The 18,186-nt window shown below is 55.3% G+C and carries 18 protein-coding genes; 7 read left to right on the forward strand and 11 right to left on the reverse strand.

What is annotated here, in order from left to right; genetic code table 11:
- Positions 1-76: 76 nt before the first annotated feature.
- On the reverse strand, positions 77-466 hold the full coding sequence (locus tag KUC_RS12820; RefSeq protein ID WP_040480826.1) for a DUF4168 domain-containing protein: 390 nt from the start codon (positions 464-466) through the stop codon (positions 77-79).
- 144 nt (positions 467-610) lie between these two features.
- Here KUC_RS12820 and KUC_RS12825 point away from each other — a divergent pair, with 144 nt between their 5' ends.
- Positions 611-1,546: a DMT family transporter gene (locus KUC_RS12825; protein ID WP_040480828.1), complete on the forward strand. Its 936-nt coding sequence runs from the start codon at positions 611-613 to the stop codon at positions 1,544-1,546.
- 51 nt (positions 1,547-1,597) lie between these two features.
- Positions 1,598-2,365, forward strand: a complete 768-nt coding sequence (locus tag KUC_RS12830) for an EAL domain-containing protein (protein WP_443089275.1) — start codon at positions 1,598-1,600, stop codon at positions 2,363-2,365.
- Between the two features lie 15 nt (positions 2,366-2,380).
- Here the strand turns inward: KUC_RS12830 and mtgA are convergent, their stop codons facing one another.
- The 3 genes from mtgA to KUC_RS12845 all read right to left on the reverse strand — a co-directional run bounded on the left by mtgA (position 2,381) and on the right by KUC_RS12845 (position 5,331).
- The gene (gene mtgA, locus KUC_RS12835) at positions 2,381-3,097 is read right to left on the reverse strand and encodes a monofunctional biosynthetic peptidoglycan transglycosylase (protein WP_007113633.1); all 717 of its coding nucleotides are present in this window, start codon (positions 3,095-3,097) and stop codon (positions 2,381-2,383) included.
- A gap of 10 nt (positions 3,098-3,107) precedes the next feature.
- Positions 3,108-3,962, reverse strand: a complete 855-nt coding sequence (fghA, locus tag KUC_RS12840) for an S-formylglutathione hydrolase (protein WP_007113634.1) — start codon at positions 3,960-3,962, stop codon at positions 3,108-3,110.
- Between the two features lie 259 nt (positions 3,963-4,221).
- On the reverse strand, positions 4,222-5,331 hold the full coding sequence (locus KUC_RS12845; RefSeq protein ID WP_040480830.1) for an S-(hydroxymethyl)glutathione dehydrogenase/class III alcohol dehydrogenase: 1,110 nt from the start codon (positions 5,329-5,331) through the stop codon (positions 4,222-4,224).
- A gap of 163 nt (positions 5,332-5,494) precedes the next feature.
- On the opposite strand from KUC_RS12845, the gene KUC_RS12850 reads away from it, so the two are divergent.
- A complete protein-coding gene (locus KUC_RS12850) occupies positions 5,495-6,391 on the forward strand; it encodes a LysR family transcriptional regulator (protein ID WP_007113636.1) in 897 nt (298 codons plus the stop codon).
- Positions 6,392-6,432: 41 nt separating this feature from the next.
- On the opposite strand, the gene KUC_RS12855 is transcribed toward KUC_RS12850, so the two are convergent.
- Positions 6,433-7,800, reverse strand: a complete 1,368-nt coding sequence (locus KUC_RS12855) for an L-serine ammonia-lyase (RefSeq protein ID WP_040480832.1) — start codon at positions 7,798-7,800, stop codon at positions 6,433-6,435.
- Between the two features lie 188 nt (positions 7,801-7,988).
- Between KUC_RS12855 and KUC_RS12860 the strand changes: the two genes are divergently transcribed.
- Positions 7,989-8,636 (forward strand): hypothetical protein, encoded by a 648-nt coding sequence (locus KUC_RS12860; RefSeq protein ID WP_040480834.1) that lies wholly within the window; start codon positions 7,989-7,991, stop codon positions 8,634-8,636.
- Between the two features lie 92 nt (positions 8,637-8,728).
- On the opposite strand, the gene rpoD is transcribed toward KUC_RS12860, so the two are convergent.
- The 3 genes from rpoD to rpsU all read right to left on the reverse strand — a co-directional run bounded on the left by rpoD (position 8,729) and on the right by rpsU (position 13,173).
- Positions 8,729-10,579: an RNA polymerase sigma factor RpoD gene (gene rpoD, locus KUC_RS12865; RefSeq protein ID WP_007113639.1), complete on the reverse strand. Its 1,851-nt coding sequence runs from the start codon at positions 10,577-10,579 to the stop codon at positions 8,729-8,731.
- Positions 10,580-10,806: 227 nt separating this feature from the next.
- Positions 10,807-12,660 (reverse strand): DNA primase, encoded by a 1,854-nt coding sequence (dnaG, locus tag KUC_RS12870; RefSeq protein WP_007113640.1) that lies wholly within the window; start codon positions 12,658-12,660, stop codon positions 10,807-10,809.
- Positions 12,661-12,957: 297 nt separating this feature from the next.
- A complete protein-coding gene (rpsU, locus tag KUC_RS12875) occupies positions 12,958-13,173 on the reverse strand; it encodes a 30S ribosomal protein S21 (RefSeq protein WP_007113641.1) in 216 nt (71 codons plus the stop codon).
- 236 nt (positions 13,174-13,409) lie between these two features.
- On the opposite strand from rpsU, the gene tsaD reads away from it, so the two are divergent.
- A complete protein-coding gene (gene tsaD, locus KUC_RS12880; protein WP_007113642.1) occupies positions 13,410-14,465 on the forward strand; it encodes a tRNA (adenosine(37)-N6)-threonylcarbamoyltransferase complex transferase subunit TsaD in 1,056 nt (351 codons plus the stop codon).
- Between the two features lie 23 nt (positions 14,466-14,488).
- Here the strand turns inward: tsaD and plsY are convergent, their stop codons facing one another.
- Positions 14,489-15,061: a glycerol-3-phosphate 1-O-acyltransferase PlsY gene (gene plsY, locus KUC_RS12885; RefSeq protein ID WP_007113643.1), complete on the reverse strand. Its 573-nt coding sequence runs from the start codon at positions 15,059-15,061 to the stop codon at positions 14,489-14,491.
- 103 nt (positions 15,062-15,164) lie between these two features.
- Between plsY and folB the strand changes: the two genes are divergently transcribed.
- Both folB and folK read left to right on the forward strand, forming a co-directional pair.
- Entirely contained in the window at positions 15,165-15,545 is a 381-nt protein-coding gene (gene folB, locus KUC_RS12890; protein ID WP_007113644.1) for a dihydroneopterin aldolase, read from the forward strand.
- The gene (folK, locus tag KUC_RS12895; RefSeq protein WP_007113645.1) at positions 15,542-16,090 is read left to right on the forward strand and encodes a 2-amino-4-hydroxy-6-hydroxymethyldihydropteridine diphosphokinase; all 549 of its coding nucleotides are present in this window, start codon (positions 15,542-15,544) and stop codon (positions 16,088-16,090) included. The genes folB and folK overlap by 4 nt, the downstream gene beginning before the upstream one ends.
- Here folK and KUC_RS12900 read toward each other — a convergent pair.
- A complete protein-coding gene (locus tag KUC_RS12900) occupies positions 16,087-17,211 on the reverse strand; it encodes a tRNA nucleotidyltransferase/poly(A) polymerase-related protein (protein WP_276526974.1) in 1,125 nt (374 codons plus the stop codon). The genes folK and KUC_RS12900 overlap by 4 nt on opposite strands.
- 2 nt (positions 17,212-17,213) lie before the next feature.
- Positions 17,214-18,029 carry a symmetrical bis(5'-nucleosyl)-tetraphosphatase gene (locus KUC_RS12905; protein WP_007113647.1) on the reverse strand — a complete coding sequence of 272 codons (816 nt, stop codon included), beginning with the start codon at positions 18,027-18,029 and terminating at the stop codon, positions 17,214-17,216.
- Between the last annotated feature and the right edge of the window lie 157 nt (positions 18,030-18,186).

Here is an 18,186-nt window from a genome sequence, read left to right on the forward strand (position 1 = left end):
CATACTGATAATCACTCTGCTAAATGACGATTAATGTATTAGCAAAACCAAAATCAGATACTGTCAGCGATATGGCTTACGATTGGCTAGCCATTTCCTGCACACGCTGCATCATTTCTGGGTCTTGCTGAATGGATTGACCGATAGCGTTGAAAGTATCAACATCTAGGCCGCTATCTTCGACCACTTCGATCATGCGGTCGTTAGCTTCAGTGCGCACTTCCTGTTGCGCTGTTTCATCTTCCGCTTCCTGCAGACGCTGGGTATATTCCTGAGAAATAACCGCAATTTCTTGAGAAGCATCGGCAAACTGCTGGAGCTGGTCATCAGAAAAATCCTGGGCAGGTGCTTGCTGGGTCGCCATTGGATCTTGTGCAGCGCCTTGCTCTTCCTGGGCGTGGGCAGTAGCCGTCATCAAACCAGTCGCGAGCAGGGCAGCGGAGAACAGAGCAGTCATACGTTGCATAGAAAAAACCTCAATATTGCGTTGTGTATGTGCCCACTGTGACGCGCCTGATTCAAGCAGGTTCAATTTATTATGTAAAAGTTAGTAACAAGAAGAACTTTATGTATCAAAAAAACAGCTAAAACACCCTACTACGGAAACGACATGCCAAGCTTATTCAACAAGTTACGTCCCAATAATCTGCCCTCGGCCGGGTTGGCCGCCATGCCGGCTATTTTTGTTCTGCTTTGGAGCACCGGCTTTATCGGCGCCAAGTTTGGCCTGCCTTACGCAGAACCCTTTACGTTTTTGTTTATTCGCTTTGCACTCACGCTGTTGCTACTGATCCCGCTGGTCATAGTGATGCGTATACCTTGGCCTTCATCACCCAGGCTATGGACACACATCGCCATATCAGGCTTTTTAGTGCATGGAGCCTACTTAGGCGGCGTCTTTTACGGCATTTATCTAGGTATGCCCGCCGGTTTAGCGGCACTATTAGTGGGGCTCCAGCCACTTCTGACCGCCGCCTTCGCAGGTCCTTTATTAGGCGAGCAGCTCTCCAGACGCCAGTGGTTGGGGCTAGGACTGGGCTTGATTGGCATCAGCTTAGTGCTCGGCAGTAAGCTTGAGATTGGAGAGTCACTGTTTGATGGCTTCGGGATTAGTGCTCTGCTGTGTGTCACCGCCGCTTTAATAGGTATTTCGCTGGGCACGCTTTATCAGAAAAGGTATTGCACCAGCATGCCGCTACTTTCTGGGGCGGTTATTCAGTACGTAGCGGCGAGCGCTCTGCTCGGGGTTGGTGCCCTGCTTTTTGAGACCCGCCATGTGGAGTGGAGCAGCACCTTTGTGCTGACCCTGGGCTGGCTGGTGTTGATTCTGTCAATTACCGCTATTCTGTTACTCATGGCCTTGATTAAAAAGGGGGAAGCCTCGCGTGTGGCGAGTCTTTTTTATCTTGTGCCACCGGTCACGGCGCTTCAGGCGTGGTGGCTATTTGACGAACGTCTTCCCCTGCTAGGGCTTGTGGGGATGTTGGTCGCCATCACTGGGGTGGTGATGGTTATACGAAAACCTGCCCCTAAGGCGATTAGATGATCACTCGATTTTAATAATTATCGATAATTTTATTCCAGGGCTTGGATAAACATGCCAGCACAACACCACTGTGCCAGGGTGAACGGACACTGTAAGCGTTGCGATTCTCCGGTACCTTTTGCATTTACGATGGCGTTTCAACCGATCGTAAATGTTAGTCAGCGGCAAATTATTTACTACGAGGCATTAGTACGCGGCCCTAGTGGTGAATCCGCTTTTTCAATACTGGGCCAGGTGACCGACGAGTTGATGTATCGCTTTGACCAGGTGTGCCGTATCAAAGCCATTGAGCTAGCCAGCGAACTGGGCATGCGGGAACGGCTCTCTATCAACTTTCTGCCTAATGCGGTTTATGAGCCACAGGCGTGCATTCAAGCCACCTTGGAAACAGCGCATCGCATTGGCTGGCCCACCCAGCGGCTCAATTTCGAAATTACCGAAACCGAGCGGGTCAAAGACCGCATGCATATGCGCACCATTATTGAGAGTTACCGCGAAATGGGCTTTACCACCTCGCTGGATGACTTTGGTAACGGTTATGCCAACCTTGATCTATTGACCGATCTACGCCCAGATACGCTAAAAATTGATCGTGACCTGGTGATGGAGTGCGATAGCGACAAGCGCCGCCAAGTCATACTACGTAGTCTGGTGGCGCTAGCAGAAACATTGGGGACACAGCTGATTGCAGAGGGCATTGAAACCCGCGAGGAGTCGCGCAGCCTGCTGGCACTGGGTATTCCGATGCAGCAGGGCTATTACTTTTCCTACCCAAATTTGGAAGCACTGGCGGAAATTGACGACGCCAAATACGACTAGCGTGGATGGAAATTGCTATAGATGTTGCAAATAATCATCCCCGCCTAAGTTACGCATTTGCTGGCGTATCCACTGGCTTCGCCGCTCAACCTGGGCATCGGGTCGTGCAGCGCTTCGAGTGAGCGGGCTGGGCAAAATAGCCGCGAGAAGGCTCGCTTGGCGTTCAGTTAATGAATTCGAAGAGACACCAAAATAGTGCTGAGCAGCGGCTTCTAGTCCAAATACACCGCGATCCCACTCGGCGACATTAAGATAGACCTCCAAAATACGCTGCTTGCTCCAGAGTATCTCAATCAGTAGCGTGAACCACGCCTCCAGTCCCTTTCGCGTCCAGCTGCGACCTGTCCACAGAAAAACGTTTTTAGCGGTTTGCTGGCTCAAAGTGCTGGCGCCGCGCAATCGCCCCCCCTCTTGGCTGGCCTGCCACGCCCGCCGCAATTCGACAAGATCGAATCCGCTGTGGTGTGGAAAGCGCTGATCCTCTGCTGCAATTACTGCCAGCTTGGCGTTAACAGAGAGCGAATCCCAGCCTCGCCACTCCCGGTGTATGCGAATCGGCTCGCTATGAATCCAGCTCTGTATTTTGCGCTCGACCATCACCATCGACCCCGGCGGAGGAACGACCCGGAACAGCAAGACCAGCGCGACCGACAGCAGCACAAACGCTAAAACGCCGCGCCAAACAATCCGCCATAGCAGACGCATAAAACGGCGCAGCGAGCGATTGAGCATCCAGTTATCCTTAACGCTTCATGAGGTGGTCTGCATGATAGCGCAGATGATCCTCAATGAACGAGGCAATGAAGAAGTAACTATGATCGTAGCCCGGCTGGCGACGCAGCGTTAACGGATGATCGTGCTCTTCGCACACGGCTTCTAAACGCTCAGGCTGAAGCTGCTCCTCCAGAAATTGATCCGCTTCGCCCTGGTCGATAAACAGCCGCTGGCGGGATGCGCCGTTGGCCACCAGTTCGCAGGCATCGTACTGGCGCCAGCGTGACTGATCGTCACCCAAATAGGCGTTAAACGCCTGCTGCCCCCAAGGGCAGTTCATCGGGTTGACCACCGGTGAGAAGGCCGATACCGAGCGAAAACGCCCTGGATGACGCAGCGCCAGGATCAATGCACCGTGCCCACCCATCGAGTGCCCGCTGATAGATTCGCGCCCATTTACCGGGAAGTGCTGACGCACCACGGAAGGCAACTCCTCAATCACATAGTCATACATGCGATAGTGAGACTTCCAGGGTGACTCGGTGGCATTGACGTAAAACCCAGCCCCAGAGCCTAAATCGAAGCTCTCATGCTCACCGGGCAAATCGGTACCGCGTGGGCTTGTGTCAGGGCAAACAATTGCTACACCTAGCTCTGCAGCAATACGGTGCGCACCCGCCTTCTGCATGAAGTTTTCATCATTACAGGTCAGCCCCGAGAGCCACCAAAGTAGCGGTACGCGTTCGTTTTCCGCCTGGGGCGGCAGGTAAACGGCGAAGATCATGTCGCAGTCCAGCGCACGGGAGTAGTGGCGGTAGCGCTTATGCCAGCCACCGAAACTACGGTTGGCGGACACCAGTTCTAGAGTTTCACTCATGCTCATGGGCAGGTTCCTTTAAATGCAGCAAACGCGGCAGGTCTACCCTACCGCGCTTTAGCGTTTCAAACGTGCTTCCTATACTACTTAATAATGCTAGGCCTAGTAATGCACAGAGCAACTAACTGTCTGTAAAGCTCCCGATAACGCAGTGTCAGGGCAGGTTGGAGTGAGGGTCTTTTGACAGGGATGTCAAAAGTAGCGCCCACGGATGGGTTCACAGCGCCCTCACGGAAACCTGCTCTGACACTTAGTTGTGCAGACCTTAGTAATGCAGCACGGTACGAATGCTCTTACCCGCATGCAGTAAATCGAACGCTTCGTTGATCTTCTCAAACGGCATATCGTGGGTAATGAAATCGTCGATATTGATCTCACCGTTCATATAACGGTCAACGTAGCCCGGCAGTTCGCTACGCCCTTTTACGCCACCAAAAGCAGAGCCTTTCCAGACCCGCCCGGTAACCAACTGGAACGGCCGTGTAGAGATCTCTTCACCAGCACCGGCGACACCAATCACGATCGACTCACCCCAGCCTTTATGACAGCACTCCAGCGCTGAACGCATAACGTTAACGTTGCCGATACACTCAAAAGAGTAGTCAACGCCGCCGTCAGTCATATCGACAATCACCTGCTGGATCGGATCAGCGTACTCTTTCGGGTTCACAAAGTCGGTGGCGCCAAACTGTTTAGCCAGCTCGAATTTATCGGCATTAACGTCTATGGCAATAATGCGTCCCGCCTTGGCCATCACCGCGCCTTGAATTACCGCCAAACCGATAGCACCGAGACCAAACACCGCTACCGTCGCGCCCGGCTCTACTTTAGCGGTATTAAGCACCGCACCGATACCGGTAGTGACACCACAACCCAGCAAGCAGATTTTATCCATGGGGGCTTCTTTAGACACCACCGCCAGGGAGACTTCGGGCAACACGGTGTACTCGCTAAAGGTAGAAGTGCCCATGTAGTGATGCAGCATCTTGCCATCTAGTGAGAAACGCGAGGTACCGTCAGGCATTACCCCTTTACCTTGGGTAGCACGCACGCTGCCACACAGGTTGGTTTTACCCGACAAACAGAATTTACACTTGCCGCACTCGGCGGTGTAAAGCGGAATGACATGATCGCCCGGCTTAAGGCTAGTGACACCCTCGCCTACTTCCTGCACGACGCCTGCGCCTTCATGGCCTAGCACTGCAGGAAAGTTACCCTCTGGATCAGCTCCTGAGAGCGTATAAGCATCGGTATGACAGACGCTAGTGGCGGCCATTTTAACCAGCACTTCCCCCGCCTTTGGGCCTTCTACATCAATCTCAACCAGTTCAAGCGGCTTTCCCGCTTCCAGTGCAACCGCTGCGCGTGATTTCATTAAGCCTGCTCCTTTTTGCATCGCCCACAGCAGGCATTACCCTGCTGCTCAATGTGTTTTCAGTGGTTGCAGTGTAGGCCAGCTAGGCGCCCTTGATAAACCGGGATACACTCATAAGATTATTGCCACACAGCAACAATTGCTATCGACCCAAGGAGTTAGCATGCAGCACTGGAGCCGTATCGAAGCCTTTGTTGAGGTGGTGCGTCTAGGCACGTTCTCTGCTGCGGCCCGTCACCTGAAGGTGTCGACCTCACATATCAGCCGTTTGGTTAGTCAGCTCGAAAACCAGTTAGGTGTACAACTGCTCTACCGCACCACCCGCCAGATCCGCTTAACCGACGCGGGCGCCACCTACGTGGAGCACTGTCGCCATCTATTTGATGGGCTGCGCGATGCCGAGCAGGCGCTTAGCGAACTTCAGGCCAAGCCCAATGGGCTGCTTAAACTGACCTCGGCCACGACCTTTGGCGAGCGCTTTATCGCGCCGCTGGTTAATGACTTTCAGTGTTTGCATCCGCAACTGGATGTTCACATGCACTTCACTAACCGACCGGTGGAATTGATTGAAGAGGGTTACGATATTGCCATTCGGATGGGGGTATTAAAGGATTCCAGCCTGATCGCCAGACGCCTATGCGACCGCCGCGAGTATATCGTCGGCTCGCAAAGCTACTTCCGCCAGGCGCCGCGCCCCCACACCTTGGCAGAGCTTAGCCAGCACCGTTGCCTGATTGGCTCACGGCCCAACTGGCTATTTGAAGTCAACGGGCAACGTCGTGAAGTGCGTGTCGAGGGCTGCTGGACGGGCAATTCTGGCCCAGCGTTGTTAGACGCGGCACGCAAAGGCCTCGGCCTTGCGCAACTACCGGACTACTACGTTGCTCCCTACTTGGCCAGCGGTGAGCTGGTGGCCGTGCTTGAGCCTTTTCAGCACCACGATACCGCCGTTTGGGCGGTTTACCCCCGCCACCGCCATCTATCACCTAAAATACGCCAGTTGGTCGACTACCTGGTCGCCAACATTGACAACTTATTGCCCAGCAACCCGCTGGCCTAGCACTTGATGACTTAGTACTTGATGACTTAGCACTTGGTGGCTTAGCACTCGATGGCATTGACGGCGAGCCCACCCTTGGATGTCTCTTTGTATTTGTCCTGCATATCGCGGCCGGTATCGCGCATGGTGCGGATCACTTTATCCAGCGATATAAAGTGCTCGCCATCGCCATGCATCGCCATACGTGCCGCATTAATAGCTTTGACGGAGGCTATCGCATTGCGCTCAATGCAGGGCACTTGAACAAGCCCGCCTACCGGGTCGCATGTCAAACCGAGATTATGCTCCAAGCCAATCTCAGCGGCGTTTTCCACCTGACCCGGCGAGCCTCCCAGCACTTCGGCAAGCCCAGCGGCCGCCATAGCACAGGCAGAGCCCACTTCGCCCTGGCAACCCACTTCCGCACCGGAAATCGAGGCGTTCTTTTTGCATAAAATGCCCACTGCCCCCGCAGTAAGTAGAAAATCCACCACATCTGCCTCGCTGGCGGCGGGTTCAAACTTTAAGTAGTACGCCAATACGGCGGGCACAATCCCCGCCGCGCCGTTGGTCGGGGCGGTGACCATGCGTCGTCCGGCGGCGTTCTCTTCATTCACCGCCAGCGCAAACACGTTGACCCAATCCATCACGGTAAAACTCGACACAATCAGCCGCTGATTGGCCGGTGGATGAAGCAACTGTTGATGGAGCAGCTGTGCACGTCGGCGAACATTTAGTCCGCCGGGCAAATGACCCGTCGCACGTAGGCCATTCTCGATGCTGTCGCTCATGGCGTGCCAAATGGTCAGCAGTTCTTCACGAATGGCCGTTTCACTGCGCCAGGCTTTCTCGTTTTCAAACATCAGTTGACTAATACGCAGTTGATGCTGGCGACACAGCGCGAGCAGCTCAGCCGCCGTATTAAAGGGGTACGGCAACTCAGTGGCATCTTCGCCAACCTCACCTTGATCCGCCTTGGCTTGATCGACATAGAAACCGCCACCAAGGGAGTAAAAGGTATTGGTAGCGACCAGTGCGTCATCACAATAAGCGCTCAGCACCATGGCATTGGGGTGAAACGGCAGGCAAGTATCATCCCACTCCACATCAACAGAGGGGTCAAAAGCAGTCTGTTGCCCATTGGCCAACAACAGCGGTTCACCTTCAGCCAGTTGTTTTAAGCGCAACGCAATCGTGTCCGGGTCTATACTTTCTGGCGCTTCGCCCATTAGCCCCATGATCACTGCCTGATCAGTACCGTGCCCCACCCCGGTGGCGGCAAGTGAACCATGTAGCCTTACCACCAGCCGGGTAACGCGGGCATCACCAAGCGCCAGGGCAAAGTCCCGGGCCGCGCGCATTGGCCCCACCGTGTGGGAGCTGGAAGGCCCAATTCCGATACGAAAAAGATCAAACACACTAATAGCCATGCCCATTACGCCTCACAACGCTGTTATTGCCTGTTTATTATTTACTTTGCAGCGCCGACGACCAAACGTCGAGTGATTAACCACAATATCGGCGTGCGAACACATAAGTGTGACGATATAATGAACATTCACCCATGCATGTTTTAATATGCGAATAGCGACGCCGCTTACTCACAAAGGATGTTGGAATGTCTTCCCCCCCTCTCTGGCCCATCGGGTTTCAAACCATCTTAGTGCGTGCCGTGCTGTACGTATTATTTATCGGTGCTATTGCCCAAGGCGCCTATTTAGAAGCGCTTTATCTCCCATCAGTACGGTTTTCCGAGCTAGGTTTTACCGAATTTACCCAAACGTTTGTGCTGGCCACCTGCTGCGCAATGCTGATTTATATTCGCCAGGTACTTAAAGTATGGCCCACCGTCACGCTGCTACTGCTAGCGTTTATGGCCGCCTCTCTGGTGCGCGAACAGGATCACTTTTTAGATAACTATGTTGCTGGTAACACCTGGAAGGTGCTTGTTGCGCTGATTATTCTCCCATCGCTCTTTTGGGTGGTTAAACAGCGCCAACACTTTCTTGAGGAGTTCACCCATTACAGCAACACTTTCGCCTTTGGTTTGTTTACGGCCGGCGTGCTAACCACTTATATATTCTCGCGCTTATATGGGCGTCAGGATTTTTGGCGCGCCGTTCTTGAAGAGAGCTACTCCGGAACCTTTAAGAGCGTCGCTGAAGAGGTGGTTGAACTGCTTGGTTATAGCTTAATTTTGATTGCCACTCTGGAACTACTGCTACTAGCGCGCCGCATTTATAAAGCTAGGCAGCTCTCCACTTAAGCGCAGCAACAATTGCCTTTAATAAAAAGCCCGTCGTTCTGAGAACGACGGGCTTTTACTTTCTATCTACCACTAATCACTACTTACGGCGTTCACTCGTCTAGGAACGAACGCAGCGGCTCTGAGCGGCTGGGGTGACGCAGCTTACGTAGCGCCTTGGCTTCAATTTGACGGATTCGCTCACGCGTCACGTCAAACTGCTTGCCCACCTCTTCCAGCGTATGGTCGGTATTCATATCGATACCGAAACGCATGCGCAACACTTTCGCTTCGCGGGCGGTCAAGCCGCCTAACACGTTACGCGTGGCTTCGATAAGGCCTTCACCGGTGGCCATATCAATGGGCAACAACATGGTGCCATCTTCGATAAAGTCGCCCAGGTGTGAATCATCATCGTCACCAATCGGCGTCTCCATGGAGATCGGCTCTTTGGCAATTTTGAGCACCTTGCGGACTTTATCTTCCGGCATTTCCAAGCGCTCGCCGAGCTCTTCCGGCGTCGGCTCACGACCCATTTCTTGCAGCATCTGGCGCGATACACGATTGAGCTTGTTGATCGTCTCAATCATATGCACCGGAATACGGATGGTGCGCGCCTGGTCGGCAATCGAGCGGGTAATTGCCTGACGAATCCACCAAGTAGCATAGGTCGAGAACTTATAGCCACGGCGGTATTCGAACTTATCGACCGCTTTCATCAAGCCGATGTTGCCTTCCTGGATGAGATCCAAGAACTGCAGACCGCGGTTGGTGTACTTCTTGGCAATCGAGATTACCAAGCGCAGGTTAGCCTCGACCATCTCTTTCTTGGCACGGCGCGCTTTCGCCTCACCAATCGAGAGCTTGCGATTCACCTCTTTAAGGTCGGCAACCGAGAGTTGCACCATGTCCTCTTCGAAGGCGATCTTACGCTGGGCACGGGCAATATCGGCGCGCAGCGGCTCAAGACGATCGGCGTACTTACTCTGCGCTGCCTGGAAATCATCCAGCCAGGTTTTGCGCGACTCGTTGCCAGGAAACGACTTGATAAAGGTTTTGCGCGGTACCTTGGCTTTTTTGACGCACAGCTGCATGACCGCTTTCTCTTGGGCACGCACCTGCTCAACGCTGATACGCACCTGACCGACCAAGCGCTCAAAGTGCTTGGGCACCAGCTTGATGGGCGAGAAAAGTACTGCCAAACGAGCCTGCTCACTTTTTAGCTCGGCGCTGCCGCGGCCATGTTTAGCAAACGCCGCTTCGACTAAGGCATTCTGCTCGCGAATCTGCTCGAAACGCGCACGCGCCTCTTCGGGATCCGGGCCGCCTTCGCTGGCCGTGGAGTCTTCGTCCTCATCGTCGCTGTCGCCTTCCACGTCCTCTTCAAGCTCGGACTCAGGCTCCGGCTCGGGCACCTCTGCTTCGGCGACGCCGGGGATGCCCTCATCGGGATCGATGAAACCAGAAAACAGATCCGAAAGACGCCCTGGCGCTTCTTCATCCTGGGTAGCGTCGTAGGCGTCCAGAATAGACGCGACGGCTCCCGGCAAATAGGCCAGAGACGACATCACTTCACGGGTACCCTCTTCTATCCGTTTGGCGATTTCAATTTCGCCTTCACGGGTCAGAAGCTCAACCGTGCCCATTTCACGCATATACATGCGTACGGGGTCAGTGGTGCGGCCTACATCGCTTTCCACGGCGGCAAGGGCCGCTACGGCCTCTTCCGCAGCGGACTCGTCCGTGGATTGATCCGACATCATCAAAGTGTCTTCATCTGGCGCTTCTTCAGCGACACTTATACCCATGTCGTTGATCATGCCAATGATGTCTTCCACTTGATCCGGGTCGGCGATATCCTCGGGTAGATGGTCGTTGACCTCGGCATAGGTCAGGTAACCCTGTTCCTTGCCTCGCGCGATCAACTCCTTCAGACGCGACTGCTGCTGCGCATTTCCAGCCATAGAAACCCTATCTCGACGAAGAAGAATGAAACACCTAGAGCGCTGAATCGATTAAACTCAACAAGCCGTACAGTATAGCGTAAATAGCAGGAAATTTTCCAGTTCGACGTATTTGCGCGGCAATTCAGGTGTGTTAGTTTGTTCTGTTAGGCCAACGCTCGGTGGCTGACCCTTATATCTGGTGCTGAAACGCTAGGAATTCAACCCCCATCGCCCAAGACACCGCCTCATTGGCGCTGTGCAAGCTCCATTACCAAGCTTGCCAAACGCTGGCGCTGCTCCTTATCTAACTTTTTCCCGGCGCGCTCCTGCGCCAGCAACGCCGTGTACTCCTCGTGGGGAGAGCGCTGGCGCTGAACATACTGCAAATGCTCCACCCAGCCATTCAGCTCTGCTTCTCGATCTGCCTTGGGAATCAACAGCTCGCGCTTGGCGAAGGCCGCCAAGGCATGCCCCTGTTGGCTGCCCTGAAAATGTGCCAACACCACTTGTGGGCTGCGGTAGCGCCCCGCCTTGAGCAAAGCGATCAGCTCTCTGCATAGCGGTGCGTCGTCATCTTCCGGCAGCCACTCCAAATGATCAGGAAGCGTGGCCACCAGATTGGGCTCATGTAGCAACAACTGCACAATACGCCCAACAGGGGAGAGCGCCTGAGAACGTGAGCGAGACAACTGGGCAGGTGCTGTCAAAACAGCGCCAAGCTTCGCGGATGACGCCGAATCGGCCTCGACCTGTTCCGCTTGCCTCTGCGAAGAGTGGCGTTGCGTCGCCTGGGCACGCTTTTCGAGCAGCACCTTCAATTGCTCTTGCGCCAATCCGCTTCGCTGCGCCAAAGACTCCAGCAGTAGTGATTTGAGCATGCCTTCAGGCACTTTGTTCAATGCTTCGAGTACCTGACTGGCAAACCGTTCGCGCCCTTCCACTGTTTTTAAGTCTCGCCCCTGGGCGGCTTGCTCGAATAGAAACTCCGACAGCGGCATGGCACAGGTCACACGATCCTGAAATGCCTGAGTGCCTTCACGACGCACCAGGGTGTCCGGGTCATCACCTTCGGGCAGAAACAGAAAACGCGCTTCACGGCCATCAATCATTTGCGGCAATGCGGTTTCCAACGCACGGCTAGCCGCCTGCCTTCCCGCACGGTCACCATCGAAACAGAACACTACGCGACTCACCAGCCGAAACAGGCGGGTCAAATGGTCTTCCGTGGTCGCGGTACCCAGTGTCGCCACGGCGTTATGAATACCGTATTGCGCCAGCGCCACCACATCCATATAGCCTTCGACCATGACCAACTGCTCAAGTTTGTTCGAGACTTGGCGTGCCTCGTACAAGCCGTAGAGCTCGCGCCCTTTATGAAACACGGGCGTTTCCGGTGAGTTGAGGTATTTGGGTTGATCATCGCCCATTACCCGGCCGCCGAAAGCAATGGTGCGCCCGCGCAAGTCACGTATCGGGAACATTACCCGATCACGAAAGCGATCGTAGGTACGCCCGGTATCCTCACGATGAATAAGCAGGCCGTACTCCACCTGAACCGGCTCACCAATACCACGCTCACTGAGATGCTGCTTGAGCGCCTCCCAGCCAGCCGGGGCATAGCCAATGCCATAGGTCTTGATTACGTCGTCGGAGAGCCCGCGACCCAACAAATAGCGCTGGGCGGGCTGGCCCTCCTGCATCTTTAATCGCTCGCGATAAAAACTGGCGGCGAGTTCAAGCAGGTTGACGCCCTCCTTGCGCTTCTTATCGCGTTGTTGAGCACGCGGATCATCTGCGCCCTCGCGCGGCACTTCAATACCCAGGCGCCCGGCTAACTGCTCCACAGCCTCTGGAAACGGTAGCTTGTCGTACTCCATCAAGAAGCGTAGTGCATTACCATTAGCCCCACAGCCAAAGCAGTGATAAAACTGCTTATCAGCACTGACGGTAAACGATGGGGTCTTCTCTTGATGGAAGGGACATAGCCCCGAGAAGTTGCGACCGGCCTTTTTAAGCTGCACACGCTCACCAACCACCTCGACCACGTCAACGCGGCCTAACAGGTCATCAATGAAACGCTGTGGAATTTGGCCTGCCATGAACTACGGGCATCCTCGCGCAAAGCGCTAACTTTCGAGACTGGTTTTTAAAACCTGTTTTAACAACTGTTTTTAAAAGCAGCTCTTGAAACGCTGCTTATAAAACACTGCCTAGGGTCATCAGATCCATTGCTTAATCAGATCACTATAATATAAACAGCGACGTTCTTGAGCAACAACAGCCTTGAAAAACAACAGTCAAAAACAACAGTCAAAAACAAACGGCCACCTAGTGGCGGCCGTTTGGCATCCCTCTTGAGACGACCAGCTAATTACTCCGGCCCCCTCGGGTACGGATCAATAGAGCCGTTCGAAACGCTTTTGCTCACGCTGAATCTTCTTGGCGTGGCGTTTTACGGCAGCTGCCGCTTTGCGTTTACGCTCAGCAGTCGGCTTCTCATAGTGCTCGCGGCGGCGTACCTCAGAGAGAACACCGGCTTTTTCGCAAGAACGCTTGAAGCGACGCAGGGCGACGTCAAACGGCTCGTTATCACGTACTTTTACAGAAGGCATTAAGCACTCACCTACCTTAAGGAGTCTTGAGTTCGGATAGTACGTACACTGCGATATCGCGGTTCATATTGCGACTAACAACGCGGTGTACGACCCAGTTTTACAGCGCACAGTAGTTTAGTCGCCACTGACCATCTTTGCAAATGCTTACGCTGACCTACGGCGACAATGCTAGACTAGCGCTCTTGTGTTTATCATCTTTACACCTTTTGAATAGCCTTTGAGAGTCCCTTTTTATGCGAGTTCTGGGCATTGAAACTTCCTGCGACGAAACGGGTGTCGCGCTTTACGATACATCGTTAACCGGCGGCAAGGGGCTGCTTGCCGATGCGCTATATAGCCAAATCGCCATGCACGCTGAGTTTGGCGGCGTGGTGCCCGAACTCGCCTCGCGTGATCACACCCGCAAACTGCTGCCGTTGATTGAGCAAGTGCTCAGCGACGCCAAACTGACGCGCCGCGACCTGGATGGCATCACCTATACCGCTGGCCCCGGCTTAGTCGGCGCATTAATGGTGGGTGCCAGCACGGCACATGGAATGGCCCGCGCCTTAAACATCCCCGTGCTCGGCGTACACCATATGGAAGGCCATTTATTGGCACCGATGCTAGAAGACGAGCCTCCTGAATTCCCCTTCGTGGCGCTGTTGGTCTCCGGCGGCCATACCCAGCTCGTCGAAGTGCAGGGGCTGGGGCGCTATCAACTGCTCGGCGAATCGGTGGATGACGCCGCCGGTGAAGCGTTTGATAAAGCCGCCAAGATGCTCGGACTGGCCTATCCAGGCGGCCCTCTGGTCGCCAAGTTAGCGGAAAAGGGTGACCCCAAGCGTTTTCGTTTTCCGCGCCCCATGACCGACCGGCCGGGACTCGACTTCAGTTTTTCGGGCTTAAAAACCCATACCATGACAGCCATTCGCCAGTTGGAAACAGTCGGCGAACTCGACGCCCAAGCCCGCGCCGACGTTGCCCGCGCCTTTGAAGAGGCAGTTGTCGATACGCTGGTAATTAAGTGCCGTCGAGCGCTGGATCAAACCGGTCTTAAGCGCTTAGTGGTCGCGGGCGGGGTTAGCGCCAATCATCGCCTGCGCGAACGACTGCACGCAGAGTGTGAAAAACGCCAGGCTCGCGCCTACTACCCACGTGGGCGATTTTGCACCGACAATGGCGCTATGATTGCCTATGTGGGCGCTCAACGCTTGGCGGCAGGCGAGTGCGACACCCCAGGCATGATGCAGGCGACGCCCCGCTGGCCGCTGGATCAACTGGCGCCCCCGGCTGCCTCTGACAGCTAATAGCACGCTTAACTTAGCGCACCTTAGGAACCGCCAAACGGCGGCTCTTCACCGCGTCGAAGCCGGCGAATATTGAGCCCGTGGCGGGCCAGCACCAGCAGACTGAACCCACCCACCACTATGATGTACTCCGGCGCTAGCCAGCCACAGGCCAGCGGCGCCACGAGCGCGCTGACTAGTGAGGCCAACGCCGCCGTTTTTAGTCGCCACGCCAGCAGCGCCCATATCGCCGCACTCAGTAGCGCCACCTGGGGCACCAATACCAACAGCACGCCGAAGGCACTGGCGACCGCTTTACCGCCACGAAATCCATGCCACAGCGGAAAGCTGTGACCCAGCAAGACTGCCAACCCCACCACACCCTGCAGCCAGACCGGGTAGCTCATCAGTTTTGCACCCAGAACAGCGGGCATGGCTTTTAAGGCGTCTAACAGCAGTGTCGCTGCCGCTAAGCGGGGCCCATATAGGCGCAGTACGTTGGAAAAGCCTGGATTAAATGAGCCGTGCTGGCGGGGGTCGCCCACGCCAGCCAGGCGGCAAACGCTTAGCGCTGCCAGCCAACTGCCACTTAAATAACCCACCACTATCCATGCCATGGCGCTCTGCTCGCTTTATAGACCGTCTCGCTAGCCCGACTGACTGTCGTTTAACCCCATCCTAACGTACAATCGCCCGCTTGTTACCGTAGGGGGAAGCTGGATGGATCGTATTTTGATTGAAGCGTTAAGTGTCGATACCGTGATTGGTGTCTACGACTGGGAACGCTCGATTCAACAGTCGCTAAGCTTAGACTTGGTCTTGGCGACCGATATTCGTTCGGCAGCAGCCACCGACGACTTACACCTCACTCTGGATTACGCTGCTATCTGCCAGCGCATTCAGCAGTTTGCCGATGCCCATCAGTTCGCCCTGGTAGAGACCTTCGCTGAGCGTCTCGCTGCGTGTCTGCGTACGGAGTTCCCCATCACTTGGCTGCGCTTAACGGTACGTAAACCAGGCGCGGTTGCCAACGCCGTTAGTGTCGGTCTGGAAATTACCCGCGGCATCCTGCCGGAGGCAACCCAGGAGCTCAGCGCATGAACCTGGTGACCCTCAGCTTAGGCAGCAACATTCACCCCACCCGGCATATTCGCTGCTGCCTTGATGCGCTTGCTGATACCTTCGGTCCCCTGCGGATCTCCCGCGTGTTTGAAAGCGAGCCGGTCGGGTTCGCCGACAGCCGCAACTTCTATAACTTGGTCGTGGCATTTCACAGTGCCTGGACGCCCGGAGATCTTCAGGCGTGGGGGAAGCAGCTGGAAATTGAGCATGGTCGCCTGCCCGATCTTGCAAAATTCAGCCCCCGCGCGCTGGATATCGACTTACTCACTGTGGGCAGCCTCTGCGGCACTGTTGATGAGGTCGCCTTACCACGTAGCGAAATCACTCATAATGCGTTTGTTTTACAGCCGCTTGCCGAGCTGCTACCCGAACAGCGCCACCCCCGCTGCGGCACACCCTATGCCGAGCTATGGAGCGCCTTTGAGCTTGGCAGTCAACGTCTTTGGGCAGTCGATTTCAGCTGGCGCGGCCACTGGATCTCCCAAGCTGACGAACAGCCCCTTCTGGCTGCGGCAAGACGCTAGCTTAGCGCAGCCGCTACAGCCTTCCCGCGGCGCTCACGCAAGGCCTTTCCCAGCGCCGCCCCTTGATACCCTTCGGCTATCAGCGCCTGGGGGCTAACTTTTAGGGCAGCGTGCCAGGCGCTTTCGAGCTGACCAACCTGATCAGGTGCCAGCACCTTGACTAACGCCAGTTGCTCCTCGACCTGTTCAGGCTTACGCCAGCCATCCAAACGCTCGAGCCAGTGCAGCACGTTGTGACCATCCAGTGATTCGGCTAACAGTGCATGAGTAAGCGCGGTATGGCGAGCTAATTGGGCAACGGCATTGGGCAGTTTGAGTCGTTCCGCCAAGGCATCACGTTGCTCAGCGCTTAGCGGCGATACCAGCTGCGCATAGCGCCAGTGTGCCACTGCCAGTGTGCCGCTATCGGGCACCTGAGCCATCGCCGCCAAGCCCTTCGCTAATGCTTCGCCCACCAATTCTGGCCACCACACTTTATTCGCGTCGCAGCGTTCAAGTGTGGTGAGATAGACCTCTGGGCTTAGCTCACCCAACGCTTTTTCCGTTTCGACCCACACTCTCTCGGCGGCCAGGTGCTCAAGTTCACCGCTGCTGCTCACCTGACGCATTAGCGCCAGGGTTTCAGGAGCAATAGTGAAGCCCAGTGACGCATAACGGGCCAGAAAGCGCGCAGTACGCAGCACCCGCAGCGGATCTTCGCTAAACGCCGCTGAAATATGCCGCAGCACGCGCCGCTCGATATCGCCTTGACCATTAAACGGGTCGGTTAATTCGCCTTCAGTGCTCTGGGCAATCGCGTTAATGGTTAAATCACGCCGCAGTAGATCCTCTTCCAGGCTAACATCGGGACTGGCATGTACTTCAAACCCGGCATAGCCGTGGCCAGACTTGCGTTCGGTGCGGGCCAGAGCGTACTCCTCGGCGCTCTCTGGATGCAGGAAGACCGGAAAGTCGCGCCCCACGGGCTTAAAGCCGCGCTTGCGCATGGCCTCTGGCGTAGCACCTACCACGACCCAGTCATTGTCATAAACCGGCCAGCCGAGTAACTCATCGCGCACGGCGCCGCCCACTCTGTATACGTTCAAGCCCGCTAAACGGGGATCACTGCTTGTCTCTTTCACTGTCATTTTCCCCGCTGATGGCTAGGCACACTGGTCCGCTCGCCGCTGTCCAGGTTGAGCGCGGTTAGGTGCCCACCCCAAACGCAGCCCGTATCCAGCGCCTCAACGGGTACCCGCGCCCGTGGGGTATGCCCCTCTAACGCCGCCCAGTGACCGAAGAGCAGCCGGGTGTCATCGTCACGCGGGTATTGAAACCAGGGCAGAAAGCCCGCTGGGGCACTATCCAGCCCCTCTTTGGCGGCAAAGTCCAAACACCCCTGGGCATCAATAAAGCGCATCCGGGTCAGTACATTAACAATCAGACGCAGGCGATCCATGCCGTCTAGATCGTCGTGCCAGCTATCCGGCTGATTGCCAAATAGCAGGGTTAAAAACTCACCGGATGTTTCGCTGGCAAGCGCCGCCTGCACTTCTCGCCCAAGTGCCTGAGTTTGGGGCACGCTCCACTGGGGCAACAGCCCGGCGTGGGTCATTAGCGTTCCGTTTTCACTTACGCTAAGCGGCTGGCTCTGTAGCCAGTCCAGTAGCGCTTCGCGATCAGGCGCGACCAGAATATCGCTCAGGGTATCGTTTTTTTTCAGCTTGCCGTCACCGCGAGCCACGACTAGTAAATGAAAATCGTGATTGCCCAATACGCTGCGTGCCGAGCTACCCAGCGCGCGTACTTCTCGCAGGCACTCTAAAGAGCCTGGGCCACGATTGATCAAATCACCCACCAGCCATAGCATATCCCGTGCGGGGTTGAAGCTGAGCTTCTCAAGAAGCGCTACAAATTCGGCGTGACAGCCGTGCAGATCGCCGATCGCATAGGTGCTCATGCACGTGGCCTTTTTAATGAAATGAGTAGGCTAAATACTACCACTTCACCGACACCCCCTGCCTGTCGCTGGCGGTTTATGTTGATGATTAACACTGGTGAAAATGGCGAACCTAGATCACTATAAAAGTACGCTTTGGCGCTCTTAAGCCTCTCGC

Source organism: Vreelandella boliviensis LC1, from assembly GCF_000236035.1.
GTDB lineage: Bacteria > Pseudomonadota > Gammaproteobacteria > Pseudomonadales > Halomonadaceae > Vreelandella > Vreelandella boliviensis.